At 62.8% G+C, this 25966-nt stretch carries 27 protein-coding genes; 9 read left to right on the forward strand and 18 right to left on the reverse strand.

Annotation, left to right across the window (positions count from 1 at the left end):
- Positions 1–115: 115 nt before the first annotated feature.
- Entirely contained in the window at positions 116–505 is a 390-nt protein-coding gene (locus K3163_RS07135; protein WP_221429567.1) for a hypothetical protein, read from the forward strand.
- A 112-nt stretch (positions 506–617) separates the two neighbouring features.
- Here the strand turns inward: K3163_RS07135 and rsmD are convergent, their stop codons facing one another.
- From rsmD to K3163_RS07150, 3 genes are read right to left on the reverse strand one after another with little or no spacing between them, the layout of a single operon-like run.
- Entirely contained in the window at positions 618–1184 is a 567-nt protein-coding gene (rsmD, locus tag K3163_RS07140; protein WP_221428559.1) for a 16S rRNA (guanine(966)-N(2))-methyltransferase RsmD, read from the reverse strand.
- Entirely contained in the window at positions 1181–1948 is a 768-nt protein-coding gene (locus K3163_RS07145) for a pseudouridine synthase (RefSeq protein ID WP_221428558.1), read from the reverse strand. The genes rsmD and K3163_RS07145 overlap by 4 nt, the downstream gene beginning before the upstream one ends.
- A gap of 18 nt (positions 1949–1966) precedes the next feature.
- On the reverse strand, positions 1967–3130 hold the full coding sequence (locus K3163_RS07150) for an aromatic ring-hydroxylating oxygenase subunit alpha (protein WP_221553634.1): 1164 nt from the start codon (positions 3128–3130) through the stop codon (positions 1967–1969).
- Between the two features lie 71 nt (positions 3131–3201).
- Here K3163_RS07150 and K3163_RS07155 point away from each other — a divergent pair, with 71 nt between their 5' ends.
- Positions 3202–4932 carry an AmpG family muropeptide MFS transporter gene (locus K3163_RS07155; protein ID WP_221553635.1) on the forward strand — a complete coding sequence of 577 codons (1731 nt, stop codon included), beginning with the start codon at positions 3202–3204 and terminating at the stop codon, positions 4930–4932.
- Here the strand turns inward: K3163_RS07155 and K3163_RS07160 are convergent, their stop codons facing one another.
- The 5 genes from K3163_RS07160 to trpB all read right to left on the reverse strand — a co-directional run bounded on the left by K3163_RS07160 (position 4933) and on the right by trpB (position 9502).
- The gene (locus K3163_RS07160) at positions 4933–6222 is read right to left on the reverse strand and encodes a bifunctional folylpolyglutamate synthase/dihydrofolate synthase (protein WP_221553636.1); all 1290 of its coding nucleotides are present in this window, start codon (positions 6220–6222) and stop codon (positions 4933–4935) included.
- An 8-nt stretch (positions 6223–6230) separates the two neighbouring features.
- Entirely contained in the window at positions 6231–7079 is an 849-nt protein-coding gene (gene accD / locus K3163_RS07165) for an acetyl-CoA carboxylase, carboxyltransferase subunit beta (protein WP_221553637.1), read from the reverse strand.
- Positions 7076–7876 (reverse strand): tryptophan synthase subunit alpha, encoded by an 801-nt coding sequence (gene trpA, locus K3163_RS07170; RefSeq protein ID WP_221553638.1) that lies wholly within the window; start codon positions 7874–7876, stop codon positions 7076–7078. The genes accD and trpA overlap by 4 nt, the downstream gene beginning before the upstream one ends.
- A 184-nt stretch (positions 7877–8060) precedes the next feature.
- On the reverse strand, positions 8061–8291 hold the full coding sequence (locus K3163_RS07175; protein ID WP_221553639.1) for a hypothetical protein: 231 nt from the start codon (positions 8289–8291) through the stop codon (positions 8061–8063).
- On the reverse strand, positions 8288–9502 hold the full coding sequence (trpB, locus tag K3163_RS07180; protein ID WP_221553640.1) for a tryptophan synthase subunit beta: 1215 nt from the start codon (positions 9500–9502) through the stop codon (positions 8288–8290). The genes K3163_RS07175 and trpB overlap by 4 nt, the downstream gene beginning before the upstream one ends.
- Positions 9503–9593: 91 nt before the next feature.
- Between trpB and K3163_RS07185 the strand changes: the two genes are divergently transcribed.
- Positions 9594–9905: a chorismate mutase gene (locus K3163_RS07185; protein ID WP_221553641.1), complete on the forward strand. Its 312-nt coding sequence runs from the start codon at positions 9594–9596 to the stop codon at positions 9903–9905.
- A 19-nt stretch (positions 9906–9924) separates the two neighbouring features.
- Here the strand turns inward: K3163_RS07185 and K3163_RS07190 are convergent, their stop codons facing one another.
- The 6 genes from K3163_RS07190 to rpiB form a co-directional block, all read right to left on the reverse strand.
- Positions 9925–10152 (reverse strand): hypothetical protein, encoded by a 228-nt coding sequence (locus K3163_RS07190; RefSeq protein WP_247712485.1) that lies wholly within the window; start codon positions 10150–10152, stop codon positions 9925–9927.
- A 92-nt stretch (positions 10153–10244) separates the two neighbouring features.
- Positions 10245–10973, reverse strand: coding sequence for an RNA methyltransferase (locus tag K3163_RS07195; protein WP_221553642.1), 729 nt, complete (start codon positions 10971–10973; stop codon positions 10245–10247).
- Entirely contained in the window at positions 10960–11427 is a 468-nt protein-coding gene (nrdR, locus tag K3163_RS07200; protein WP_221428548.1) for a transcriptional regulator NrdR, read from the reverse strand. The genes K3163_RS07195 and nrdR overlap by 14 nt, the downstream gene beginning before the upstream one ends.
- A gap of 14 nt (positions 11428–11441) precedes the next feature.
- Complete coding sequence (locus K3163_RS07205; RefSeq protein ID WP_221554021.1) at positions 11442–11765, reverse strand: hypothetical protein; 324 nt, start codon at positions 11763–11765, stop codon at positions 11442–11444.
- A gap of 25 nt (positions 11766–11790) precedes the next feature.
- Positions 11791–13104 carry a serine hydroxymethyltransferase gene (gene glyA, locus K3163_RS07210; RefSeq protein ID WP_282098284.1) on the reverse strand — a complete coding sequence of 438 codons (1314 nt, stop codon included), beginning with the start codon at positions 13102–13104 and terminating at the stop codon, positions 11791–11793.
- 2 nt (positions 13105–13106) lie between these two features.
- Positions 13107–13544: a ribose 5-phosphate isomerase B gene (gene rpiB, locus K3163_RS07215; RefSeq protein ID WP_221553643.1), complete on the reverse strand. Its 438-nt coding sequence runs from the start codon at positions 13542–13544 to the stop codon at positions 13107–13109.
- A gap of 176 nt (positions 13545–13720) precedes the next feature.
- Between rpiB and K3163_RS07220 the strand changes: the two genes are divergently transcribed.
- Positions 13721–14905: a sensor domain-containing phosphodiesterase gene (locus tag K3163_RS07220; RefSeq protein ID WP_221553644.1), complete on the forward strand. Its 1185-nt coding sequence runs from the start codon at positions 13721–13723 to the stop codon at positions 14903–14905.
- A 78-nt stretch (positions 14906–14983) separates the two neighbouring features.
- Complete coding sequence (locus K3163_RS07225; RefSeq protein ID WP_221553645.1) at positions 14984–15373, forward strand: hypothetical protein; 390 nt, start codon at positions 14984–14986, stop codon at positions 15371–15373.
- A 52-nt stretch (positions 15374–15425) separates the two neighbouring features.
- Here K3163_RS07225 and rpoD read toward each other — a convergent pair whose 3' ends face one another.
- Genes rpoD through K3163_RS07245 form a run of 4 tightly spaced genes read right to left on the reverse strand, consistent with a single transcriptional unit; the run spans position 15426 to position 20499 of the window.
- Complete coding sequence (rpoD, locus tag K3163_RS07230) at positions 15426–17429, reverse strand: RNA polymerase sigma factor RpoD (RefSeq protein ID WP_221553646.1); 2004 nt, start codon at positions 17427–17429, stop codon at positions 15426–15428.
- 9 nt (positions 17430–17438) lie between these two features.
- Positions 17439–19325, reverse strand: coding sequence for a DNA primase (gene dnaG / locus K3163_RS07235; RefSeq protein ID WP_221553647.1), 1887 nt, complete (start codon positions 19323–19325; stop codon positions 17439–17441).
- Positions 19326–19357: 32 nt separating this feature from the next.
- Positions 19358–20050 carry a hypothetical protein gene (locus tag K3163_RS07240; RefSeq protein ID WP_221553648.1) on the reverse strand — a complete coding sequence of 231 codons (693 nt, stop codon included), beginning with the start codon at positions 20048–20050 and terminating at the stop codon, positions 19358–19360.
- Positions 20047–20499, reverse strand: a complete 453-nt coding sequence (locus K3163_RS07245) for a GatB/YqeY domain-containing protein (RefSeq protein ID WP_221428541.1) — start codon at positions 20497–20499, stop codon at positions 20047–20049. The genes K3163_RS07240 and K3163_RS07245 overlap by 4 nt, the downstream gene beginning before the upstream one ends.
- Positions 20500–20651: 152 nt before the next feature.
- Here K3163_RS07245 and carA point away from each other — a divergent pair, with 152 nt between their 5' ends.
- The 4 genes from carA (at position 20652) to greA (ending at position 25964) form a co-directional block, all read left to right on the forward strand.
- Positions 20652–21836, forward strand: coding sequence for a glutamine-hydrolyzing carbamoyl-phosphate synthase small subunit (gene carA / locus K3163_RS07250; RefSeq protein ID WP_221553649.1), 1185 nt, complete (start codon positions 20652–20654; stop codon positions 21834–21836).
- Positions 21836–22060 carry a hypothetical protein gene (locus K3163_RS07255; protein ID WP_221553650.1) on the forward strand — a complete coding sequence of 75 codons (225 nt, stop codon included), beginning with the start codon at positions 21836–21838 and terminating at the stop codon, positions 22058–22060. Before carA ends, K3163_RS07255 begins: the two co-directional genes overlap by 1 nt.
- Positions 22060–25383, forward strand: a complete 3324-nt coding sequence (carB, locus tag K3163_RS07260) for a carbamoyl-phosphate synthase large subunit (protein ID WP_221553651.1) — start codon at positions 22060–22062, stop codon at positions 25381–25383. Before K3163_RS07255 ends, carB begins: the two co-directional genes overlap by 1 nt.
- A 113-nt stretch (positions 25384–25496) precedes the next feature.
- Positions 25497–25964: a transcription elongation factor GreA gene (gene greA, locus K3163_RS07265; RefSeq protein ID WP_425594719.1), complete on the forward strand. Its 468-nt coding sequence runs from the start codon at positions 25497–25499 to the stop codon at positions 25962–25964.
- Positions 25965–25966 lie beyond the last annotated feature (2 nt).

Consider the following 25966-nt stretch of genomic DNA (forward strand, 5'->3'; position numbering starts at 1 on the left):
GGGAACAGCTAGGGAACGTTGCGCTACAGCACAAGACCTGCGCTCACGGGTGCGCCCGGAACTTTCGTGGAAGCTCCAGCGTAGATGGGCCATAACAGAACACGGAGATATTTGTATGAAAACGCTTTATCTGGCCGGCGCCGCCCTGGCCTTCGCCGCAGTTCCCGCAGCCGCCGACCACCATGCACAGGCTGAGGCGACGACGGAAACGCAGGCCGAAGTCTCGACCGAGACCCCCGCACCGCGCTTCGTTCGCAGCGAAGTCACGCAGACTACCCCTGCAGGTTATGCCGCTGCCAGCGATGGCGAATTGCCGGTCTGTAACGAAGGTCAGCAGGACGGTTGCATCAACAGCTGGGAAGCGAACAAGACCGGCACGCGTCCGCTGGAATATTGGCCTGGTCGTCCGGCAAGCGAGATCGACGAGCCGCTTCCTGCCACGCAGGCCGAGTTCGAAAGCATGCAAAAGGTCGAGGACGACGCTGACAGCGCCGATCCGGAATAAAATCGACCGAATCTGTAGGGCGCTTCGTCGAAGCGCTCACGCTTGGAAAGGGGCGGGGCTGCAGGAGCGGTTCCGCCCTTTTCTTTGGCGATCGGCCTGAGGGTCGCTGATCTCAGTCGCCGGTTGGCGCCGCGTCGGAGCCCAGTTTCAGAAGCGTGATCTTCGCTTTCCCGACGCGGCGTTCAGCCTCGAGTTCGAGGCGCTTGACTTCGACATCCTCGTTCTTCGCTGTTTCCACCGCGATCCACGTCGCCGGTCCGATCCAGCCAAGCCGCGTCATCCGGTCAAGCGCCACATTGGCAGCGCCGGTATAGTATGGCGGATCAAGGAATATGAGGTCGTGCGGCGCCTTCGCCGGGCCAAGGCTCATGACCGAACCCTGCTGCACGGTCGTGCGGGTACGCGCATCGAGCGAGGAGATATTGGCCTTGATAGCCTTCACGGCGTCGGGCTCCTGCTCGACGAAGAGGCAGTGTGCCGCTCCGCGCGAGAGGGCTTCGATGCCCAGTGCTCCCGATCCTGCGAAGAGGTCGAGCACTGAGAGGCCTTCGAGGCTGCCGAGGCGGCTCGAGAGCATGTTGAAGAGCGTTTCGCGCGTGCGATCGGCGGTCGGGCGTGTCGCATCGCCCTTCGGCGCAACGAGCTTGCGACCGCGCCAGTCGCCGGCGATTATCCTCACTGGCGGCCCCCGCGAGCGAGTTCGCGCTTGAATGCTTCGACATCGCCGCGCTTGATCTCGGCTGCCTGTCCGCGGGGAAGGTCACCGAGATGGAACGGCCCGTATCCGATACGCAACAGGCGGTTCACTTCCATGCCGAGATGTTCGAGTACGCGGCGCACTTCGCGGTTCTTGCCTTCGCGCAAGGTCATTTCGATCCAGCGATTGCGGCCCGATCCACGCTCGAGATTCGCTTCGATCTGGCCGTAGCGCACACCGTCGATCTCGACGCCTTCGATCAGTTCGTCGAGCTGCGCCTGGGTGATGTCGCCGAATGCTCGCGCGCGGTAGGTGCGCGGAACGCCGGTGGAGGGCAGTTCCATCGCGCGCTTCATCTCGCCGTCATTGGTCAGCAGCAGCAGCCCCTCGGTGTTGAAGTCGAGCCGGCCGACCGGCATCACGCGGCCAGCATCCTTGGGCAGCGCATTGCGAAGCGCTGCATAGATCGTCGGGCGCCCCTTGGGATCGCGTTCGGCGGTGATCAGGCCCGAAGGCTTGTGAAAGGCGAACAGGCGCGTGTCTTCGGGCTTGCCCACCGGCTTGCCGTCCACGGTCACGCCGCGCAGGCTTTCGAGCTTCACAGCGGGGGTATCGAGAACCTTGCCGTCGATGGCCACGCGACCGTCGGCGATCATGCGCTCGACCTCGCGGCGGCTTGCGACACCAGCGCGCGCAAGCAGCTTGGCGATACGGTCGCCGGTTTCGGGAAGTCTGTTGTCGGACATGCAAAGCCCGCTAGGCGCTCAATTGGCGGCGCGCAAGGCTTCCTCGACCGTCTCGTGATAGCGGCGGATACCGCCTTCCATCGTCCCAAGCGTGAGTTCGGGCACCGCTCCGGTGGCAAGGCCCTGCTGTCCCAGTTCGGCGGCCCGGAAGTCCTCGGAGGCGAATACGCCGCCGTCGAGCAGTGCCCAGCTGCGCTCCCAATGATCGCGCGCCTTGTCGTTGGCGGGCGGTTCGGGGATGAGCATGAAGTCTTCGACCAGCGTGCGGTCATGCGCCTGCGGCATCATCACCATGAGATTAATGTAATCGGGGCTCGGAATGACCAGCGCGCCCGGCATCAGCTGGTAGGCGAAAGTCACGACGCGGCGCATCTGCGCCATGTCGGTCAGGTCGACGCCATCCATTTCCTCCAACCTGCCAACGGCACTGCGCGCATGCGGCCCGATCATGTCGCCGCTGGTCACGCCGTCCTTGAAGAAAGGCCCGATGGTCTGCGCATGAAGCCGGGTGACATGGTAGCTTTCGAGGAAGGCATCCATGATGAGCTTCCAGTTGCCCGCGACCTCGTGGGTCTTGCGACGGAACAGGAAATGTTCGCCCATGCCGAGCGCTTCGAAATCCTCACCCACCTTCTTTGCAAAGGTGAAGTCGGCGGTTTCTTCCTTCGGGCTGAACCAGATGACGCCGCCTGTTTCCATCGAGGGTAGTTCGACCAGTCCCATCGATCCCTTGTCGAGATCGGGGAAGGTATCGGGGCGGGGCAGGGCGAGCAGCCGTCCGTCCACCGAATAGGTCCACGCGTGATAGGGACACACCAGCTTCTTGGTGCAGCTGACCTCATTGCCTTCGACGAGGCGAGTTCCGCGGTGACGGCACACGTTGAGAAAGACATGCGCCTTGCCGTCGGCGTCGCGCGTGATCAGCAGCGGACGGCCGGTCGCATCGTGCGGAACCGCCATTCCCGGATCGGGCAGGAGCGCGCTGGGGCAGAGGATCTGCGGCAGCCGGTCGTAGATGGCGCTCTTCTCACGCGCGAAATATTCAGGATCGGTATAGACATGCGCGGGCACCACGGTCTGGCCCAGGCCGTCGCGTGTCTTGTTGTCCGCAATATCCTGTGCGAGCGCCAGCATGCCATCGGTAGGCCGGCGTCCTTCGAGCAGCGTGGAGGAACCTCCCATCGCGCCTGTTCCTTTCTCTCTCCGGCGGCTAGTGTCGCAAAAAATACGTCTCAAAGGAAGGACGCTAGGGAATGGCCGAAGCGGTTGCAGAAAAGAAAAAATCCGCGTGGAAGGTCCTCGGGCTCGCACTCAGGAACAGAAAAACCGGTTTCATGCTGCTGTTCGGCTTTGCCAGCGGCCTGCCATTCGCGCTCTTCCTGGGCACGCTGTTCGCTTGGCTGACCGAGGCGGAAGTCGACCTCGAGACGATGGGCATCTTCTCGCTCATCGGCCTTGCCTATGCATTCCAGTTCCTGTGGTCGCCGCTGATCGACAAGGTCAACATACCGCTGCTGCGCCGCCTTGGCCGCCGCAAGCAGTGGATCGTGCCTGCACAGGTTCTGCTCGGCACCATCCTCGTGACGATGAGCGTGCTCGAACCCAAGAGCCAGCTTGGCTGGTTCAGCCTGCTTGCCGGTATCGGTGCCTTCGCCAGCGCGACGCAGGACATCGCGATCAACGCCTGGCGTATCGACGTTGCCGACGATGAGGCGACGATCGATATCCTCTCGACCGTCTACCAGATGGGCTACCGTCTATCGTCACTCGTGGGGGGCGCGTTCGGCCTCATCATCGCCGCACGTATCGGTTGGCCGGAGACCTATGCGCTGATGGGCGCGATCCTGCTGGCTGTCGGTTTTGTCGGTTTGTGGGCGCCCAACGCCTCGGAAACTGACGCGGACGTGGCGACCGAGAGCGAGTTGCAGGTCCGCGCGCTGCGCAAGGCGGGCGAACTTTCGCCAACTGTCCGCAACCGTGCGCTGGCGCTGGTCGGACTGCTCTGGGCAGGCGCGATCGGCATTGTCCTCGCCTTCATGATCATGTCGATGACCTATGCGCCGGAAGACCGGCCGAACCCGACCGAGTTCACGCTCAATATCGGCCCGTGGATCATCGTGGCGACGATTATCCTGCCCGCACTGATTGCAGGCTGGCTGGCTTCCAAGAAGGCGAAGGGCGAACACCTCCTAACCGAGGACGAGGCACCCGCGACAGGCGGCGCTTATGCGCTCGACCACCTGTATCGCGCGCTCGTGCTTCCGCTGGTAGAGTTCGTCGGCCGCATGGGCTGGTCGCTCGTGCTGATCCTCGCCGTGGTCCTCACCTATCGTATCTGCGACGCGATCTGGGGTACCTTTGCCTACCCGTTCTACCTCGGTGAGCTCGAGTACACGAATGACGATGTCGCCTTCGCCTCGAAGTTCTTCGGAGTGGGCGCAATCATCGCAGGTCTCGCACTTGGCGGCTTCATGCTGACCTCGATCGGCCGCATGGCGACACTGCTGATCGGCGGTGTCCTCGCAGCGCTGACCAACCTGCTTTATGCCGACATGGCCATGGGCGGAGCCAACATGCAGGCCTTCAGCGATGCGGTGGGCTTCACTTACCTCATCTCGCAGATCCCCGAGATCGGCGATCCGGAACTCGCAAAGCTCACGATCACCATCGCTTTCGAGAACCTCGCGATCGGCATCGCGGGAGCCGCCTATATCGCCTGGCTGTCCTCGATCGTGTCGAAGAAGTTCAGCGCCGTGCAGTATGCGCTGCTGTCCTCGCTGACGCTGCTGGTCGGCACCCTCGGACGCGGCGCGCTGGGCGAGATGATCGAGAACCAGGGGTATTACGACGTCTTCATCCTGACGACATGGATTGGCCTCGCTGCAGCAGTGCTCGTGTGCTTCGAATGGTACCGCGAGAGCCGCGGCAAGGCTGCTGCAGGCATCGTCGCACCCGAAGCCGGCGAGCGCGTTCCCGCGGAGTGATCAGTCCGGCAGTTCGTCGTTGAGACGCAGCACCTCGCCGGCGAGGTAGAGAGAGCCCGCGATCAGCACCGGCAATCCGTCATCGGGCAGTGCTGCGAGCGCCGTAGGGACATCCTGTGCCTCGCGCGCCTCGTCCCCGAATGTACAGGCGGGGTGCCAGTCGTGCCCGGGGACGGGGACCACGGTAACGGTCGAGATCGAGTCGCCCAGTGGACCCGTAATGGCTGTCGGGTCTTTCGCATCGAGCATTCCGACGACGAGGTGCAGCCTCTGGCCTGCAAAGTGCTTGCCGAGGATGGCACCGGCGGAAGGGTTGTGCCCGCCATCGAGCCAGATCTCTCGGTCGCCGGTAAGCGGGCCGGGCGCGAGTCGCTGGAGTCGCGCAGGCCAGGTCGCGGTGCGGATGCCTTCAGCCAGCGCATCGCGCGAGATTGAAATGTAATCCTGATGGCGGAGCATAGCGACGGCCAGCGCGGCATTCTCGGGCTGGTGAGGGCCGGGGAGGCTTGGCAGCGGCAAGACGAGTTCGCCATGCCGGTCGGAATAGTGGAGACCTGTTCCGCTCTCGCTCATCGACCACTCACGCCCACGCATGGCCAGCGGAGCGCCATTGCGAGCTGCAGCGGTCTCGACCTCGTGGGTCGCCTCGTCCGGATAGGAGAGCGTCACGAGTGACGAACCGGGCTTCGCGATCCCGGCCTTTTCGAAGGCGATACGAGCAATCGGCACATCAGGAGTGCCCTCTTCGGGCGCGAGCAGGAACCGTTCGTGATCGATGCCGAGCGCGGCGATCCCGCAGGCGGCGGGCTTTTCGAGCACATTGGTCGCGTCGAAGCGTCCGCCAAGACCGACTTCCACCACGCAAACATCCGCCGGGACGCGCGCGAATTCGGTGAAGGCGGCGGCTATGGTCACTTCGAAGAAGCTAGGGTTCAGGTCCTCACCGGCGTCAAGGACCTCGGCAAGCAGATCGGCCAGTCTGTCGTCCGAAATCAGCTCACCGGCGACTCGTATGCGCTCGTTGTAGCGCACCAGGTGCGGGCTGGTGGTCATGTGGACCTTGTAGCCCTCTGCCTCCAGCATCGCGCGCAGGAAGGCGCAGGTGGAGCCTTTGCCGTTTGTCCCGGCAACATGGAAGGTCGGCGGCAGTTTGTGATGCGGATTGCCGAGCCTCTCCAGAAGTGCGCGGATCGTATGGAGGCCCAGTCGCCCGTCGGGCACACTCAAGCGCCCCAGCCGGTCGAGCTGGGCTTGCACCTTGGCATTCTCGGAGCGGGCGAAGTCCCGCATGGGAGGGGTCAGGCCGCTTCCGCAGGCGCGAGATAGTCGATGATCGTCGCCAGCGTGTCGCGCAAGTCGTGGCGGTGGACGACCATGTCGACCATGCCGTGCTTGTGCAGGTACTCGGCCCGCTGGAAGCCGTCGGGCAGCTGTTCGCGGATCGTGTCCTGGATCACGCGCTGGCCGGCAAAGCCGATGAGCGCACCGGGCTCGGCAATATGGACATCGCCCAGCATCGCATAGCTTGCGGTAACGCCGCCCGTGGTCGGGTCGGTCAGCACGACGATATAGGGCAGGCCTGCCTCTTTCAGGCGGCGCGTCATCACGGTCGCCTTGGGCATCTGCATCAGGCTGAGAATGCCTTCCTGCATGCGCGCACCGCCGGCGGCGGTGACGACGATGTAGGGTGCACGCAGTGTCAACGCGCGCTCTGCGCCCTGGCAGAAGGCAGTACCTACGGCCATGCCCATGCTTCCGCCCATGAAGGTGAAGTCCTGAACGCCGACTACAGCAGGCTTGCCCTCAATCGTGCCTTCACCGACGAGGAATGCGTCCTTGTGCGGGCTCTTGGCGCGCGCCTGCTTCAGGCGGTCGGTGTACTTCTTCGAATCGCGGAACTTGAGCGGGTCTTCGGTCACCTCCGGCACGGGAAGCGTCTGGAATCCTTCGTCGAGCAGCATGGCGAGGCGCTTGTCGGCGCCGATGCGGCCATGGTGGTCGCAGCGCGGACAGACGTCGGCATTCTCGGCATATTCCTGCCCGAACACCATCTGCTGGCAGTTGGGACACTTGACCCACAGGTCCTTGTCGGTGCTGCGCTTGGGCAGCCAGGAGATCGAATTGCGTACGCGTGTGAACCAGTTCATGCGGAGGCCTTTGCCGCCGAATGGACCGCCTTGGCAAGGCTTGCAGTGTATTCGCGCAGCTTTTCCGGCGCCTTTTCGCCATGCTCGCCGACCAGTTCGACGAGCGCCGAGCCGACGACCACGCCATCCGCGACCTCGGCAATTTCTGCAGCCTGCTCGGGTGTACGAACACCGAAGCCGACGGCGACCGGGATATCGGTCGACTGCTTGATGCGGCTGACATTCGCTTCGATGGATTCGATCGCCGCCTGCTGCATGCCGGTGATGCCGGCCACGGCGACGTAGTAGAGGAAGCCGGACGATCCTTCGAGAACCTGAGGCAGGCGCTTCGCATCGGTGGTCGGCGTGGCGAGACGGATGGGCGCGATGCTTCTCTCGCGCAGGGCCGGGCCGAGCGCATCGTCTTCCTCGGGCGGGATATCGACGCAGATCACGCCGTCCGCGCCCGCTTCCTTGGCGGCATTGGCGAACCATTCGGGCCCGCGGCGGATCATCGGGTTGGCATAGCCCATGAGCACCAGCGGCACCTCGGGATGACGTTCGCGGAACTTGCGCGCGATGCGCAGCACATCGGCAGTCGTCGTCCCCGCACCGAGCGAGCGCAGGTTCGCTGCCTGGATCGCGGGGCCATCGGCCATGGGATCGGTGAAGGGCATGCCCAGCTCGATCACATCCGCACCGCCCTCGACCAGCGCGTCGAGATTGGCCGCAGTGTCGCCATCACCCGCGGTGACGAAACAGACGAGCGCGGGGTGGGGCTTGGAGAAGGCGTTGGAGAGGCGGCTTTCGGCGCTCATGATTTGGTCGGCAATCCTACAGCTTGGAACACTTGGAACACGGTCTAGGCGGAAAAACTATCCTGTGCCGAAAATGGCGGATAAGCGAGGGTGGAAGACCGGGAATCAGCATCAAAACGGTCTTATGTCAGACCCGAGGGCGAGTAGGACATAGGCATTTCTCGATAGGTGGGCATTGCAAGGGTCATGGCTTCGGCCTCAGCCACATCCATCCGAGGATCAGGAAAGTGAGGGCGCCGCATGACAATGCGGCGAAGAACACCGCCATTTCCTGCATGCCCGGCATGTAGTTGTTGATGAAGTCGCTATCTGCGCGCCTCAGTCTGGCAGAAGCCAACCGATACCAGATGGCGGCGCAAATCCACATCAGCGCTTGCAATGCGGCAGTCAGCAGGAGCCGCCAGTCTCTCGTCACATTTCCACTCCCAGCCGTTCGGCGACTGTGAAGATGTCTTTGTCGCCGCGCCCGCACAGGTTGGCGAGGATCACGCTGTCTTTCGGCATGTCCTTCGCGATCTTCGCCACGGCCGCGATGGCGTGGCTGGGTTCGAGGGCGGGAATGATGCCTTCGGTGCGGCAGAGGAGCTGGAAGGCTTCGAGCGCTTCCTCGTCGGTCACGGCGGTGTATTCGACGCGCTCCATTTCCTTCAGCCAGGCGTGCTCGGGGCCGATGCCGGGATAGTCGAGGCCGGCACTGATCGAGTGACCTTCGGTGATCTGGCCGTCCTCGTCCTGCAGCAGGTAGGTCTTGTTGCCGTGCAGTACACCGGGAACGCCGCCGAGCAGGCTGGCTGCGTGCTCATCTCCGTCGAGGCCGTGGCCTGCAGCTTCGACGCCGAGCATCTTCACTTCAGGATCGTCGAGGAAGGGATGGAACAGGCCCAGCGCATTCGAGCCGCCACCGATGGCTGCCACCAGCAGGTCCGGCAAGCGGCCGATGCGGTCCTGCATCTGCTGGCGCGCCTCGCGGCCGATCACGCTCTGGAAGTCGCGGACAAGCTCGGGGTAGGGGTGAGGACCTGCGGCGGTGCCGATGATGTAGAAGGTGTCGTGGACGTTCGCGACCCAGTCGCGCAGGCCCTCGTTCATGGCATCCTTTAGCGTCGCGCCGCCGCTGGTGACGGGGACGACTTCGGCGCCGAGCAGTTTCATGCGAAAGACATTGGGCGACTGACGCTTCACGTCCTCTGCACCCATGTAGATCACGCAAGGGAGGCCAAAACGCGCGCAAACGGTAGCCGTGGCCACGCCGTGCTGGCCTGCACCGGTCTCCGCGATGATACGCGTCTTGCCCATGCGGCGTGCGAGAAGGATCTGCCCGATGCAATTGTTGATCTTGTGCGCGCCAGTGTGATTGAGCTCGTCACGCTTGAACCAGACCTGCGCGCCGCCGAGCGCTTCGGTCAGCCGCTCTGCGAAATAGAGCGGGCTGGGGCGGCCGACATAGTGTTCGAGCAGGTCGTCGAATTCGCGCTGGAATTCCGGATCGGCCTGCGCGGCACGATATTCGCGCTCGAGGTCGAGGATCAGCGGCATCAGCGTTTCGGCGACATAACGTCCGCCATAGTCGCCGAAATGGCCCCGCTCGTCGGGCTGGTTGCGGTAAGTGTTGGGATTGCTTGCCATGTGGCCCTATTGCCGAGGTGAAGCAGACAAGTCGAGTGAGGGTTTCGTTTGTCCTCGACAAGCCGAATTCAAACCGCCATTCGGCGCGGCCATGAAGGACGGAATCAAGCTTCCCGAAGACTGCAACGACATGCGCGAGGTGCGCGAAGGTGTCGATGCGACCGACCGCGAACTGATGGCGCTGCTGGACCGGCGCTTCGGCTACATGCGCGCCGCCGCGCGGATCAAGACCGATCGTGGCGTTGTGCGCGACGAGGCGCGCAAGACCGAAGTTATCGACAATGCCCGCCACGATGCCTCGGCCCGCGAGCTGCCGGCCGAAAAAATCGCTGAAATCTGGGAGCTTCTGGTCGAAACCTCGATCGCTTACGAACTGGTCGAGTGGGACCGAATCCGCAGCTGATCGCGACCCTAGAGGGCGCTTAGTTGCCCTGGTTGAACTCCTGCCAGCCTTCCTTGGTCAGGCAAACGCGCTCCTTGCGGCGGCTGCTCATGTCCATGCGGATGTAGCGGCAGATCTTCTTGTTGTCCGACTTCTCGGTCGCCTGCACTTCTGTCTTCTCGCCTTCGTCCTTCTTTTCTTCCGGCTCGCCTGCGAGAGCGGGCATCGAAAGAGCGGCAAGGGCGAGAACAGGCAGTGCGAGGCGCATTAGAAATTCCTTGAATTGTCAGGAGATTTAGTTCGCTGGCGGGCTAACCAGACTTCCATGAACCGTCGATGACAATTCGACGAACTACTTCGTTACTTCTTCGGTCCTCTTTGGAGCGAAGAAAGTACTCCGCGAAGCGTGCGCACTTCGAGGTGGTTCCAGCCCGGTTTGGTAAGCACACCGCGCAAGGTCCTGCGCGTGGCCTCGGCGCGCGCCTCGGGAAGGAAATAGCCCTTCGGCTCCAGCATGCCCTCGAGATGGCCGATCAGGCCTTCGAGCTCTTCCTGCGGCGCGGGCGGAAGGAGTTCTTCCTGCGTTGGCTGCACGAGGCTCTCGTGCTTGGACCATTCATAGGCGCACAGGATCACGGCCTGTGCGAGGTTGAGCGAACCGAATTCCGGGTTGATGGGCACGGTGAGGATGGCGCGGGCGAGGGCAACGTCCTCGGTTTCGAGGCCCGAGCGCTCCGGCCCGAAGAGGATCGCGCTGCGTCCTTCGGCAGCTGCCATCTCGCGGCTTGCTTCCTCGGGCGTGTAGACGGGCTTTGTCACGCCACGCTTGCGCACCGTGGTCGCATAGACATGCGCGCAGTCGGCCACTGCCTCGGCGGTGCAGGAATAGACCTTGGCGTTCTCCAGCACGATATCAGCGCCCGCCGCTGCCGGGCCCGCGTCTGGATTGGGCCAGCCGTCGCGCGGCTCGACCATGCGCATTTCGGTCAGCCCGAAGTTGAGCATGGCGCGTGCCGCCTTGCCGATATTCTCACCCAGTTGCGGACGGACGAGAACGACGACGGGCTTGCGCTCGTCAGGGGCGCCCATTGGCGGCTTCCTGCACGGTGCTGGCAAACTCCTCGAAGTCGCGTGCTTCGCTGAAGTCGCGATAGACCGAGGCGAAGCGGATGTAGGCGACGCTGTCGAGCTGGCGCAGGCCGTCCATCACGAGTTCGCCGATCTTCTGTGATGGGATTTCGGGTTCACCGGCCGTTTCGACCTGTCGCTGGATACCGCTGACGAGCTGGTCGATCTGCTCCTGCGCGACCTCGCGCTTGCGACAGGCGAGCGAGATCGACTGCTCGAGCTTCGAACGGTCGAACGCCTCGCGCCGGTCGCCCGACTTCACGACGGTAACCTCGCGCAACTGTACGCGTTCAAAAGTGGTGAAGCGGGCTCCGCACTTGGAGCACTGGCGCCGGCGACGGATCGATGTCGAGTCCTCGGTGGGACGCGAATCCTTCACCTGACTGTCGTCATGGGCGCAGAATGGGCAACGCATTCAGGTATTTCCGGTCAGGGACGCAGGCGCTTGTAGAGCATGAAGCCGGCGCCAGCGATAAGGCCGATGGGCCAGGTCACGACGGGCAGCACGCCACCAGCAATCGCGCCGATGGCAGCGCCAGTGAGAACGGGCTTGGTCGAGGGATGGTCGAGACCTTCCTTCGCCATGGCCTTGATCTCGGCAGTCGCATCCGGGACGAGGTCGTGATCGCCATATGCAGGCTTGGACGGTTCGTCTTCGCGATTGCGGCCGAAGTCGTCGTCGCGGCCGCTCGGGCGGTCGTCATCGGACGGACGATAGCCGGTCGGCTCGCGGTCGTCGGGAATATTGGCCATGATTGCTCTCCTTAGCCTCCGGGCCTTAGCGTCCGGGGTAGACCGGGAAAGCCTTGCATAGTTCGGCCACGCGGTCACGCACGCTCTGCTCGATCTGTCCGTCGCCCTCGGGGCCGTTCTTCGAAAGGCCGTCGACGACTTCGCAGATCAGCTTGCCGATGGTTTCGAACTCGGCCTCGCCGAATCCGCGGGTCGTGCCGGCGGGCGAACCAAGGCGGATGCCGCTGGTCACGAAGGGACTGCGCGTGTCGTAGGGAATGCCGTTCTTGTTGCAGGTGAGCCATGCCCGGTCGAGGCCGGCTTCCGCGGCCTTGCCGGTCACGTCCTTGGCGGTGAGGTCGACCAGCATGGAGTGGTTGTCCGTGCCGCCCGAGACAACGCGCAGGCCGTTCGCCTCGATACCGCGTGCCAATGCACGGGCATTCGCGACGACATTTGCAGCATAATCCTTGAAATCGGGGCGCAGCGCTTCGCGGAAGGCCACGGCCTTGGCAGCGATCACGTGCATCAGCGGGCCGCCCTGCATGCCGGGGAAGACCGCCATATTGATCGGCTTAGTGAGTTCCTCGTCGTTCCACAGGATGATGCCCGAACGCGGGCCGCGCAGGCTCTTGTGCGTCGTCGAGGTGACGACATTAGCATGCGGGAAGGGCGAGGGGTGAGCACCGCCGGCGACGAGGCCGGAGATGTGGCTCATGTCGACCATTAGGTAGGCGCCGACTTCGTCAGCGATCGCGCGGAAGGCCGCCCAGTCCCAGACGCGCGAATAGGCGGTGCCGCCTGCAATGATGATCTTGGGCTTGTGCTCGAGAGCGGTCGCGCGGACTTCGTCCATGTCGATGAGCTCGTCATCCTTGCGCACGCCATAGCTGACCGGATTGAACCACTTGCCGCTCATGTTGACCGGCGAGCCATGGGTGAGGTGGCCGCCAGAATTGAGGTCGAGGCCCATGAAGGTGTCGCCCGGCTGAAGCAGCGCGAGGAAGACAGCCTGGTTCATCTGGCTGCCCGAGTTGGGCTGCACGTTGGCGAAGTTGCAGCCGAACAGCTCCTTCGCGCGCTCGATCGCCAGCGTTTCGACCACGTCGGCATAGTCGCAGCCGCCGTAATAGCGCTTGCCGGGGTAGCCTTCGGCATATTTGTTGGTGAAGACGCTGCCGGTGGCTTCGAGAACGGCGGTCGACGCGATGTTCTCGCTCGCGATCAGCTCGATCTTGTCCTGCTGGCGGCCCAGCTCCTTGCGGATGGCGTCGTAGATCTCGGGATCGGCTTCGGCGAGGCTGTCGTGCCAGAAGCGGTCCATCGGGGTGCGCGCGGTTTCTTTTGCCTGGGTAGCCATGATCAGATGTCCGGGTTGGAAAGCTTGTCGACGCGGCGCTGGTGGCGACCGCCGGCGAATTCGGTTTCGAGGAAGGCGGTGACGCAGGCCTTGGCCATATCGACGCCGGTCAGTCGGGCACCGAGGGCGAGGCAGTTCGCATCGTTGTGCTCGCGCGAGAGCGAGGCCGAGAGCGGTTCGGAAACGAGCGCGCAACGCACGTTCGGGTTGCGGTTGACGCTAATCGAGATGCCGATGCCGCTTCCGCACAGCGCAATCCCGCGCTCTGCCGTACCATCTGCAACCACGCTGGCCAGCTTGTAGCCGAAATCGGGATAATCGACGCTGTCGGTGGTCTCCGGCCCGAGGTCTGCGACCTCGTGACCCAGTTCGATAAGCCAGTCGCGCAAGGTCGCTTTGAGCTCGATTGCGGCATGGTCTGAGGCAAGGGCGATACGCATGGGGCGCACATAGGCGCTCAAGGCGATTCTCTCCACCCCGAAGGCGGGTCTAGTGCACACGAAAGTGCCGAAAAACGCCTTGGTTATGGCAAATAATTAATGAATGCCGGTCTATCTGCGCGCATATGGATATGTCCGCAAACGCCTCCCTTGTAACCGCCGCGGCCGGCAGGTCGTTGGCCGAACCGCTGCAGAATCCTTCGATCGAGCGCATCCTCCGCGCCGTTCGCGAGCATCTGGGAACCGAAGTTGCCGTCGTATCGCGATTCACCCAGAACAACGAGCGCGAGCTGACGCATGTTGATGCGGGTATTGAGATCGCCATGGGGCCGGGTTTTCGTGATCCGCGTGAGAATAGCTATTGCTGGTACGTCGCCGAAAAGCGTTTGCCCGAACTGATCCAGGATCCTGCCGATCATGCGCTTACGCAAGAAATTGCAATCACCGGCTCGCTGCCCGTGGGGTGCCATCTGAGTACTCCGCTAAGGCTGTCCGACGGCACGCTCTATGGCAGCCTTTGCAGCTTCAGCCGTACGCCGGACCGCACCCTGCACGAACGTGATCTAGCCGTGTTCCGCGGTTTCGCTGCGCTGGCTGCGGAGCAGGTCGAGAAAGTGGTCGAGAATGATTTCCGTCGTCAGCGCATCGACGAGCGGATCACCAAGCTGATCGAGGAAAAAGCGCTGGAGATCGTCCATCAGCCGATACACTCGGTGCAATCCGGCAAGCCGGTGGGTGTCGAGTGTCTTTCGAGATTCCCCGATGCGATGATGCGCAGTCCGGACAAATGGTTCACGGAAGCTGCCGAAATCGGACGCGGAGTGGAACTCGAGGTGCTGGCAGTCGAGGTCGCTTTGGCGAGCCTCGAGAAGATCCCGCCCGAGTTCTACATCTCGGTTAATGCGTCTCCTGAAACCATCGTTTCGGGCAGGTTGGAGCCGATGCTAGCCAAGATGGGGAACCGCGATATCGTTGTCGAGGTCACGGGCCATCATCGTGCCAGCGATTTCAATGCTTTGCGCGCGGCCCTTAAGCGGATTTCGCCCTACGCGCGGATCGCCATCGACGACGTCGGCTTGGACTATGAGTGTTTGCGGCACCTGATCGACCTGTCGCCCAAACTTCTCAAGCTCGACCTGGAACTCACCCGCGACATTCACCAGGACGTTGCGCGGTGTGCGCTTGTGGGTGCGATCGTTCGCTTCGCCGAGGCGATCGGCTGCAAGGTGGTTGCGGAAGGCATCGAATATGCAGAGGAAGCGTCAGTCCTGAAGCGGCTCGGCGTCGAATTCGGGCAGGGCTTCCTCTACGCCAAACCCATGCCCGTTGCAGACGCGGTAAAGCATCTGAAGAAGGGCTGAGAACGCCCCCCCCTTGATATTGGAGCTGTAACGTTGAGAAGGTTTCAGTCCGGCGCGGTCCTTCTGGGAGCGATTGTCATGCTTTCTGCTTGTGGAAGTGATCCGAATTCATTCCAGCCCGGCGATTGGGAACTCCAAGCGTGGCTCGAGGGCGATACTCCGGGTGTGCGGGCGGGGGAGATGACGGACAGCGTCACGATCACCCAGGATCTCGCATCGGCCTCTCCGAAAGCGGTTTTCTTTTCAGAATTCTATCACGGCGCAAAGGCAGCGAACGTGACTTTTGAAGATGGCGAAATCTCGGGGCATCTCGATCAGGGGGCGGTGGCACCGTTCCCGGCGCACTCGCAGAGCGTTTCCGGGTGGTACCGCAGCGACAGCTTCGAAATGAAAATCGCCATGCCGGTCATCGGCGGAGTGCAAAGCTACCAGGTCGTAACCGGTAAGTTGGTGGACCCGGCGATCTGAGTCCAGAAAAAGAGGCCGGTCAGGAAATGTCCCAACCGGCCCCAATTCATCGTTACTGGTCGAGGAACGAGCGCATCTTGCGGCTGCGGCTCGGGTGCTTGAGTTTGCGCAGCGCCTTGGCCTCGATCTGACGGATACGTTCGCGCGTCACCGAGAATTGCTGGCCGACTTCTTCCAGCGTGTGGTCGGTGTTCATGCCGATGCCGAAGCGCATGCGCAGCACGCGTTCTTCACGCGGCGTGAGCGAAGCAAGGACGCGGGTGACCGTTTCCTTGAGGTTTGCCTGGATCGCAGCGTCGACCGGGATGATCGCGTTCTTGTCCTCGATGAAATCGCCGAGGTGCGAATCTTCCTCGTCGCCGATCGGCGTTTCGAGGCTGATCGGTTCCTTGGCGATCTTCATCACCTTGCGCACCTTCTCGAGCGGCATGGAGAGCTTCTCCGCCATCTCTTCGGGTGTCGGTTCGCGGCCCTGGTCGTGCAGGAACTGGCGCGAGCAGCGGACCAGCTTGTTGATCGTCTCGATCATGTGGACCGGGATACGGATCGTGCGCGCCTGGTCGGCGATCGAGCGGGTGATCGCCTGGCGGATCCACCAGGTCGCGTAGGTCGAGAACTTGTAGCCGCGGCGGTACTCGAACTTGTCGACCGCCTTCATCAGGCCGATGTTGCCTTCCTGGATCAGGTCGAGGAACTGCAGGCCGCGGTTGGTGTACTTCTTCGCGATCGAGATCACGAGACGCAGGTTCGCCTCGACCATTTCCTTCTTGGCGATACGCGCTTCGCGCTCGCCCTTCTGGACCATGTTCACGATGCGGCGGAACTCGGGCAGGGCCATGCCGGTGGCGCTGGCGATGTCCGAGATCTCGGTACGGATGCGGTCGATCGCGTCGGCTTCCTTCTCGGCGAAGGCAGCCCACTTCTTGTCCTTCTTGACCCGGTCATCCATCCAGCCGTCGTCGAGCTCGTTGCCGATATAGGCATCGAGGAAGTCGACGCGCTTGACCTTGTGGCGTTCGGCAAGGCGCAGCATCTGGCCGCCAAGGGCGGTCAGGCGGCGGTTGAAGGCGTAGAGGTTGTCGACGAGGAACTCGATCTTCGTCGCGTGGAACTGGACACTCTCGACTTCAGCGGTGAGCTGGTCGGATAGCGCTTCGTACTTCTTTTCCTTGGCGGGCGGGAAATTCTCGCCCTTGGCCATGGTTTCGACGCGCTCGATCTGGAGCTTCTCGAACTTGCCGAAGAGGTCCTTGATGCGTGCGAAGCGCTCGATGGCATCGGGCTTGAGGGCCGCTTCCATCTGCGCCAGCGACATGGTGTTGTCTTCTTCTTCCTCGTCGTCCTTGGAAGAACCTTCCTCGCCGTCTTCGCCTTCGGAATCCTCGTCGGAATCCTCGTCGTCGTCACGGATCGACGGACCGGCAGTCTCTTCCGAGATCTCGCCGTCGTCATCGTCGTCCTCGGCGTCATCATTCAGCTTGTCGGCCGGCGGCTCCTTGGAAAGCATGGCGTCAAGATCGAGGATCTCGCGCAGCTGCATTTCCTCGTTGTTGAGCGCTTCGGACCACTGAATGATGGCGTGAAAGGTGATCGGGCTCTGGCACAGGCCCATGATCATCATGTCGCGGCCGGCCTCGATGCGCTTGGCAATTGCAATTTCGCCTTCACGGCTGAGCAGTTCCACCGCGCCCATTTCGCGCAGGTACATGCGGACCGGGTCGTCGGTGCGTTCGCCGGTGCCGGTCTTCTTGGCGGCAGGCTTCTTCGCGGCATCCTTTTCCTTGGCGGAGGGAGCCGGTGCGATTTCTTCGACTTCGTCTTCCTGCTCCGCATCCTCGTCGTTCTCGACGATCTGGACGCCCATTTCGGACAGGGCGGACTGGATGTCCTCGATCTGGTCCGAGCTCATCTCGCCCTGCGGCAGCGCGTCGTTGAGCTCGTCATAGGTGACGTAGCCCTTCTTCTTCGCCTTGGTGAGGAGCTTCTTGACCGACGCCTCGTTGAGATCGATCAGGGGTGCATCGTCCTTGTCACCCGACTTCGATTTGGTTGCCATAAACTGCAATCAGTCCGTACTGTGACCGCTCTCGGGACCATCTTCCCGCGCGGTGTCTAAATCTCTTCCGGCCGGCGATGCGGCCTTGCGGCTTGCCATTTGCCCGAGTCGTGCCTCGAATTCCAGCTTCCGCTTCAACAAACGCTGTTGATCCGCGAAAGCTCCTTCGGGGTCTGTCTCGAAACGAGCAGTCGCCTCGGCGAGCGCAGCTTCGAGTGCAGGTCTTTCGACCAGCAGTGACACGGCTTCAGCCAGATCCTCGCACGCATCTACCGGGTCGGTGCCTTTGTCGAGAAAGGCGAAATGGGTGTTTGCCGGTGGGGCGGGTAGGCCTTCTGGAACGGATATGGGGGAATCGGCGCGCGAATCAAGCAATTCCGCCGCGGCGAGAAGCGAATCTATCGCCGGGCCGACATTTCGGTCACGCGCGGCGAAGCGCGAGAGGGCCGTTTCGTGCCGTGCGATCTCGCTGGGATGGCGCAGCAGTCCATGGATGACGGCGATGGCCAGGCCATCACGCGCGCCGCCCGACATGGCGTGCTTGAGCCGCGCTGCAGTCTCGGGTGCAAGGCGCGGGGGAGGGGCGTTGAAACCGCCCTTTTGCCAGCTGCCACGCGGTTTGAATTCGCGCGGGGGGAAGGCGAAGGCGGAAAACCGCTCGAGCAATTCTTTCTTGTAAAGCGCGCGAATGTCGGGGTGCTGGATCGCCTCTACATGGCCCAGTAACCGCTCCTTCAATCCCGCCTTCTCCTCGGGCGAGTTGAGCGGCATTGCGTCGCGTTCGAAAGTCCAGAGCGTGTCGAGCAGGCTCGCGGGCGAGGAGAGCAGTTCCTCCATCGCGCCGACGCCTTTCTCGCGGATGAGATCGTCCGGGTCCTTGCCCGCGGGCATGCGTACGATCGAAAGCGAATGGCCCGGACGCAGCATCGGCAGGACGCGGCCTACCGCACGCATGGCGGCGCGCTGGCCGGCATTGTCGCCATCGAAGCAAAGGATCGGGCGCTCGACCTGCCGCCACAGCAGTTCGATCTGGTTCTCGGTCAGCGCCGTGCCGAGCGGAGCCACGGCTTCGGCAATTCCCGCATTGGCGAGCGCGATCGCGTCCATATAGCCCTCGACGACGATGATCCGCCCGCTCTGGCGTGCGGCAGGTGCCGCGCGGTGAAGATTGTAGAGCGTTCGGCCCTTGTCGAATAGCGGGGTATCGGGGCTGTTGAGATATTTCGGCCCGTAGGCATCGCTGTCGAGGATGCGGCCACCGAAGGCGATGACCCGTCCGCGCGTATCCTGGATCGGCAGCATCAGGCGGCCACGGAACCGGTCGTAGGGGTCCTTGTCCTCGACCTCGATCCGCATGCCGGCCTCGATCAGCATGCGCTCGTCGAATTTCGACAATGCCCGTTTCAGCGCCTGCCGGTCCTCGTGTGCGAAGCCGAAGCCGAACTCTCGTACGACGTCTGCAGAGAAACCGCGGCTCTTGAGATAGGCGCGCGCTTCGGCGCCCTCTGCAGAGCCCAGCTGATCGACGTACCACTGCTGCGCTGCGGCCGTGACGTCGTGGAGGCTGGCACGCTTTTCAGCCCGCTCTGCGGCGCGCGGATCGGGCGCGGGCACTTCCATGCCGGCCTCTGCTGCCAGTTCCTTCACCGCGTCCATGAACGGCATGCCGCGCTGGTCGGTCAGCCAGCGGATCGCATCGCCATGCGCCTCACAACCGAAGCAATGGTAGAAGCCCTTTTCGTCGTTGACGTAAAAGCTCGGCGTCTTCTCGTTGTGGAAGGGGCAGCAGGCCTTGAACTCACGCCCCGCCTTGGTCAGGCGAACTGTACGGCCGATCACAGCGGACAGCGTGGTCCGCATGCGCAATTCGTCCAGCCATTGGGGTGATAGGGCCATGGCGATTACCTATCGCGGGCGGGGCGTGGCCGCTAGTTGGCAGGCGTTTGCTCTGCCCGCTTTTCTTCGGCGGGGAAGGGCCCGCGGGCAATCGCCTGGTTCCCGTTCACCTCGAGAAGGTACGCATCGGCAGGCCCGGCGGGCGGTTGGGTCGATTGCCACCAGAAGGTGATGGTCGTACCCGGTGCCCAGCCGTCCCCTTCTACCACGCGCCAGATCAGGCGGCCGTCATCCGCGGTGATCGATATTGCATCCTCGTTCCCGAGCGCCTCGAGCGCCTGCGAGTTGGAGTAGCCGACTGCGAAATTGGAGCCGTGGGCGCGCTCTGTCGTGCGGAAGAGCGTTGGCGGGCTTTCGACCATCTCCGGGCCTTCGGCCATTTCCGCCGGACTGTCATCTGCCGCTTCTTCTGCCAGCGTGACTTCGTGGACGTAGGTAAAGAGGGTGCCTTCCGGAAGTTCACCCGGATTGCACTCGTCGAACTCCTCCGGGCAGGCCACGTAGCTCACCATCTTGGCGATCTCGCGATTGCCTGCGCTCAGCACGGTCTCCACCTGCGGTCCCTGCGGTCCGACGATTCTCGCCCCCAGTGTCCGAAGGTCGAAGTCCGCCGATGCAAGAGCACGGGGCTGCGCGACGGTCGGCGTGGGCGTGGGTTTCTCGCGAGGTTCGCTATCGGAACAGGCCGCCAGGGCGAGAGGAGTGAGTAGCAGCAGCTTCCTCACGAAAGAGCTTCCTTTACGAGACCGCTGGCCTTGCTCATGTCGAGCGTGGCGCCGTGACGTGCTTTCAGCTCGCCCATGACCTTGCCCATGTCCTTCATACCTTCGGCACCGGTATCGGCCTTGATCTGTGCGATGGCGGCGCGGGTTTCCTCCTCGCTCATCTGCTGGGGGAGGAATTCCTCGATGACCAGCAGCTCCGCCTTTTCCTTGTCGGCGAGTTCCTGCCGTCCGCCATCTTCGTACATGGCGATGGATTCCTTGCGCTGCTTGGCCATCTTCATCAGCACATCGGTGACGAGCTCGTCGTCCTCGGGCTTCTTGTCGGCAGTGCGCAGTTCGATGTCGCGGTCCTTGATCTTCGCGCCGATGAGACGGAGCGCTGCGGTACGCTCCTTGTCCTTCGCTTTCATCGCGGCAACGGTTTCGGACTGGATCTTTTCGCGGAGCATCGGGCCTCTTTTTCGCTAAGCTGTGGAAGTTTCGCGCATCATGTAGCGAACGGACGCGGAAAGCCAAGGGTTGCGCTTGACGGGAATCGCTACGCCTTCTAGCGGCTGGGACTTAGCACACATCGCTGGTAAACCCCTGACCCGGAGCGCCCATGGCCCTGTCCGCATTCTCGCACGCGCAACCTAAAGACGCGACGGGAGTCCTCGTCCTTGCCGACGGTACAACTATCTGGGGCAAAGGCTTCGGCGCTTCCGGTAGCGCCGTCGGCGAAGTCTGCTTCAACACCGCAATGACGGGCTACCAGGAGGTGATGACCGATCCCTCCTACGACAGCCAGATCGTCACCTTCACATTCCCGCATATCGGCAACGTCGGCGCGAACGAGGAAGACGTGGAAAGCCGCGGCCTCGGCGCGGTGGGCTGCATCGTCCGTCAGGACGTGACGCGTCATTCGAACTTCCGCGCGCGAGACGAATTCATCGAGTGGTGCGTCAGGCACGGAAAGATCGGCCTCTCGGGTGTCGACACGCGGGCACTGACCCGCCGCATTCGCGTGCAGGGCGCGCCCAATGCGGTCATCGCGCACAACCCGCGCGGTGATTTCGATCTGAAGGCGCTGAAGAAGCAGGCTGCGGAATGGAGCGGCCTCGAGGGCCTCGATCTCGTCCCCAGCGTCACTCGTGAAGCCCATGAGGAATGGAAGGGCGGCTACTGGCAGCTCGGCACGGGCTATGCCGAAGCCGACAACCAGAAGCCGCATGTCGTCGCGATCGATTATGGGGCGAAGGACAACATCTTCCGCAACCTCGTTCGCGCCGGTGCCAAGGTCACTGTCGTTCCCGCGCGTACAAGCCTCGACGATATCCTCGCTCTCCAGCCCGACGGCGTGTTCCTCTCGAACGGACCGGGCGATCCGGCGGCGACCGGCGAATATGCAGTTCCGGTAATCCAGGGCCTGCTCGAACGCGATATTCCGCTCTTCGGCATTTGCCTCGGACACCAGATGCTCGGCCTCGCGGCTGGCGCGAAGACCGCGAAGATGTTCCAGGGCCACCGCGGCGCGAACCATCCGGTCCAGCGTGTGGGCGAGGGCTGGGGCGAAAGCGCGGGCCTCGTCGAGATTACCAGCATGAACCACGGTTTCGCAGTTGATGCCGAAACGCTGCCCGATACGGTTGAGCAGACCCATGTCTCGCTGTTCGATGGCACCAATTGCGGTATCTCGATCAAGGGCAAGAAGGCTTTCGGCGTGCAGTACCACCCCGAAGCGAGCCCGGGACCGCAAGACAGCTTCTACCTGTTCGAGAAGTTCGTAGGAGGTCTTGGAGAAAACTAATGGCGATCATTCGGAATTTCGAGGAACTCGAACTCAAAGCAAACGCTCGTCATTCGGAGACCTACGGAGGTTGGTCCATCCAGGGTCAAGACGGTGAAAAGTTTCTCCAAATCAACACCATGGGTTCAGCAGACCGCGAAATCCCTGGAAAAGTCTCGCAGACACTCCGCCTAAGCAAGGAAGCTGTCGAACAGCTTGCAGAGCTGGCCAGAAAGCACCTCTAATGCCCAAACGCACAGACATCTCCTCGATCCTCGTCATCGGCGCTGGCCCGATCATCATCGGCCAGGCCTGCGAGTTCGACTATTCCGGCACGCAGGCGATCAAGGCGCTCAAGGAGGAGGGCTACCGGGTCGTCCTGGTCAACTCCAACCCCGCCACGATCATGACCGATCCGGAAATGGCCGACGCGACCTATGTCGAGCCAATCACGCCGGAGATCGTGGCCAAGATCATCGAGAAGGAACGCCCCGATGCGGTTCTGCCCACCATGGGCGGCCAGACGGCGCTGAACTGCGCCCTGTCGCTGTTCAATGACGGCACACTCGAGAAGTTCGGTGTGCAGATGATCGGCGCCGATGCCGATGCCATCGACAAGGCAGAGAACCGCCAGCGCTTCCGCGAGGCGATGGACAAGATCGGCCTCGAAAGCGCGCGCAGCGGCGTCGCGAATACCGTCGAGGAAGCATATGCCGTCCTCGAACGCACAGGCCTTCCTGCCATCATCCGCCCGAGCTTCACGCTTGGCGGCACCGGCGGCGGCATCGCCTACAACAAGGCCGAGTTCGAGCGCATAGTCCGCGAAGGTCTCGACGCATCGCCCACCACCGAAGTCCTGATCGAGGAATCGCTCCTCGGCTGGAAAGAATACGAGATGGAGGTGGTGCGCGACCGCAAGGACAACTGCATCATCATCTGCTCGATCGAGAACGTCGACCCGATGGGCGTGCATACCGGCGACTCGATCACCGTCGCCCCGGCGCTGACGCTGACCGACAAGGAATACCAGATCATGCGCACCGCCTCGATCGAGGTGCTGCGAGAAATCGGTGTGGAAACAGGTGGTTCGAACGTACAGTTCGCAGTCAATCCCAAGGATGGCCGCCTGATCGTGATCGAGATGAACCCGCGTGTTTCGCGGTCCTCGGCGCTCGCCTCGAAGGCCACCGGCTTCCCCATCGCGCGCGTCGCGGCGAAGCTTGCCGTGGGTTACACGCTCGACGAGATCCAGAACGAGATCACCGGCGCGACGCCCGCGAGCTTCGAGCCGACGATCGACTACGTGGTGACCAAGATCCCGCGCTTCGCATTCGAGAAGTTCAAGGGTTCGAAGAACGAGCTTTCGACCGCGATGAAGTCGGTTGGCGAGGTCATGGCAATCGGCCGCTGCTTTGCCGAAAGCATGCAGAAGGCGCTCCGTGGCCTCGAGACGGGCCTCGACGGTTTCAATCGGGTGCCCGAGCTCGAAGGCGTCTCGAAAGAGAAGATCACCGCTTCGCTTTCACAGCGCACGCCCGACCGTATCCTCAAGATCGCGCAGGCGTTCCGTGAGGACTTCACGGTCGAGGAAATCTCCCAGATCACCGGCTTCGACCCGTGGTTCCTCCGCCAGATCGAGGCGATCATCTACGAAGAGAAGATGCTCGGCCACAACGGCCTGCCGCGTGACGAGGCCGAGATGCGCCGTCTCAAGGCGATGGGCTTCTCCGACAAGCGCCTCGCCACGCTGGCGGTACGTTCGGTCGGTGTCGCAGGCGGCCTTGCCGAGACGCAGGCGCGCCGGTCCGGCCTGTTGCACGATGCCTTGCGCGCCATGGCGGGCGCGACGAGCGAGCAGGAGGTGCGCAAGCTGCGCCACAAGCTTGGCGTCTATCCCGTGTTCAAGCGCATCGACAGCTGCGCCGCGGAATTCGAGGCGATTACGCCCTACATGTACTCGACCTACGAGGCGCCCAGCTTCGGCGAGGCCGAGGACGAGGCCGATCCGTCCGACCGCAAGAAGATCGTCATTCTCGGTGGCGGCCCGAACCGTATCGGGCAGGGCATCGAGTTCGACTATTGCTGCGTCCACGCCTGTTTCGCGCTCGCCGAAGCCGGTTTCGAGACCATCATGGTCAACTGCAACCCGGAGACGGTTTCGACCGACTACGACACCTCCGATCGCCTCTATTTCGAGCCGCTGACCGAGGAAGACGTGCTCGAGATCATGCGCGTCGAAATGTCGAAGGGCGAGGTGGTCGGCACCATCGTCCAGTTCGGCGGCCAGACACCGCTCAAGCTGGCAGCCGCACTCGAGCGCGAGGGCATTCCGATCCTCGGTACCTCGCCCGATGCGATCGACCTTGCCGAGGACCGCGAGCGCTTCGCCAAGCTGGTCGCACAGCTAAAGCTCAAGCAGCCGGAGAACGGCATTGCCCGCAGCCGCGACGAAGCGGCGGCGGTCGCCCGCAGTATCGGCTATCCGGTCCTGCTTCGCCCCAGCTACGTTCTTGGCGGCCGCGCGATGGAAATTGTCGACAGCGAGGCGCAGCTCGATGACTACATCAACACCGCCGTGAACGTCTCTGGCGACAGCCCCGTGCTGGTCGACCAGTACCTGCGCGACGCAGTGGAATGCGATGTCGACGTTATCGCCGACGGCACGGACGTCCGCATTGCCGGCGTGATGCAGCATATCGAGGAAGCCGGCGTACACTCGGGCGACAGCGCCTGCACCCTGCCGCCATACAGCCTGCCTGACGACATCGTCGAAGAGATGGAGCGCCAGGCGACTGCACTTGCGGAAGCCCTCAAGGTTCGCGGCCTGATGAACGTCCAGTTCGCGGTGAAGGACGGCGAGGTCTACCTGATCGAGGTGAACCCGCGCGCCAGCCGCACCGTGCCTTTCGTCGCCAAGGCGATCGGTCAGCCGGTCGCCAAGGTGGCAGCGCGTGTCATGGCGGGCGAGCCCCTGTCATCGTTCGAGCCCTTCAACCTGCGCCCGGACCACATGGCGGTGAAGGAAGCCGTATTCCCCTTCGCCCGTTTCCCCGGCTCCGACCCGGTCCTTTCGCCCGAGATGAAGTCGACCGGCGAGGTGATGGGCATCGACCGCGGTTTCCCGGCGGCGTTCTACAAGTCGCAGCTCGGTGCGGGGATGAGATTGCCGACGGGCGGGACCGTGTTCGTCTCGGTCAAGGACAGCGACAAGGAAGTCATCCTTCCCGCGGTGCGCACCATGATCGAACAGGGCTTCAAGGTAATCGCAACAGGCGGCACGCAGCGCTTCCTCGAGGAGCAGGGCCTTGCGGTCGAGCGCGTCAACAAGGTAGCCGAGGGTCGCCCGCATATCGTCGATGCAATCATCGACGGCGAGGTGGCACTGATCTTCAACTCGACCGAGGGTTGGCAGTCGCTTCTCGACAGCCAGTCGATCCGCGAGGCGGCGCTCGAAAAAAAGCTTCCCTATTACACGACGGCAGCCGGAAGCCTGGCTGCGGCGCGTGCAATTGCAGAGGTTTCCACCGAGCAGCTTGAAGTGCGTTCCTTGCAAGACTATTATAGCTGACAAGAACACACGCGTACCCCTTCCTCACATTCGACCGATCTGGCTTCCGCGATATTGCGGACCTGGGTCGAATTGTCCGGGAGAGGGGCGCAAAGCAGGAAGGACTGAAGCCCATGGAAAAAGTGCCGATGCTGGCCGAGGGCTATGAGAAACTCACCGCAGACCTGAAGGCTCTGCGTGCCGAACGCCCCAAGATCGTCGACGCGATCGAGGAAGCGCGCGCGCATGGCGACCTCTCGGAAAACGCCGAGTACCACGCGGCCAAGGAACGACAGGGCCAGGTCGAGGCGATGATCGGTGATCTGGAGGACAAGATCAGCCGAGCCCAGATCATCGATCCGACCGCGCTGTCGGGTGACAAAGTGGTATTTGGTGCGACCGTGACCTTGCTCGACGAAGACGACAAGCCGGTGAAATACCAGATCGTCGGCCAGACCGAAGCGGATGCAGGCAAGGGTCGCATCAGCTACACCTCGCCGATCGCACGCGCGCTTATCGGCAAGCAGGTCGAGGACGAGATCGAGGTCACCGTGCCGAGCGGCGACAAGTTCTACCTCGTCGAGAAGATCGAATTCGTCTGAGA

The sequence above is a fragment of the Qipengyuania xiapuensis genome (assembly GCF_019711395.1).
In the GTDB taxonomy this organism is placed as follows: domain Bacteria; phylum Pseudomonadota; class Alphaproteobacteria; order Sphingomonadales; family Sphingomonadaceae; genus Qipengyuania; species Qipengyuania xiapuensis.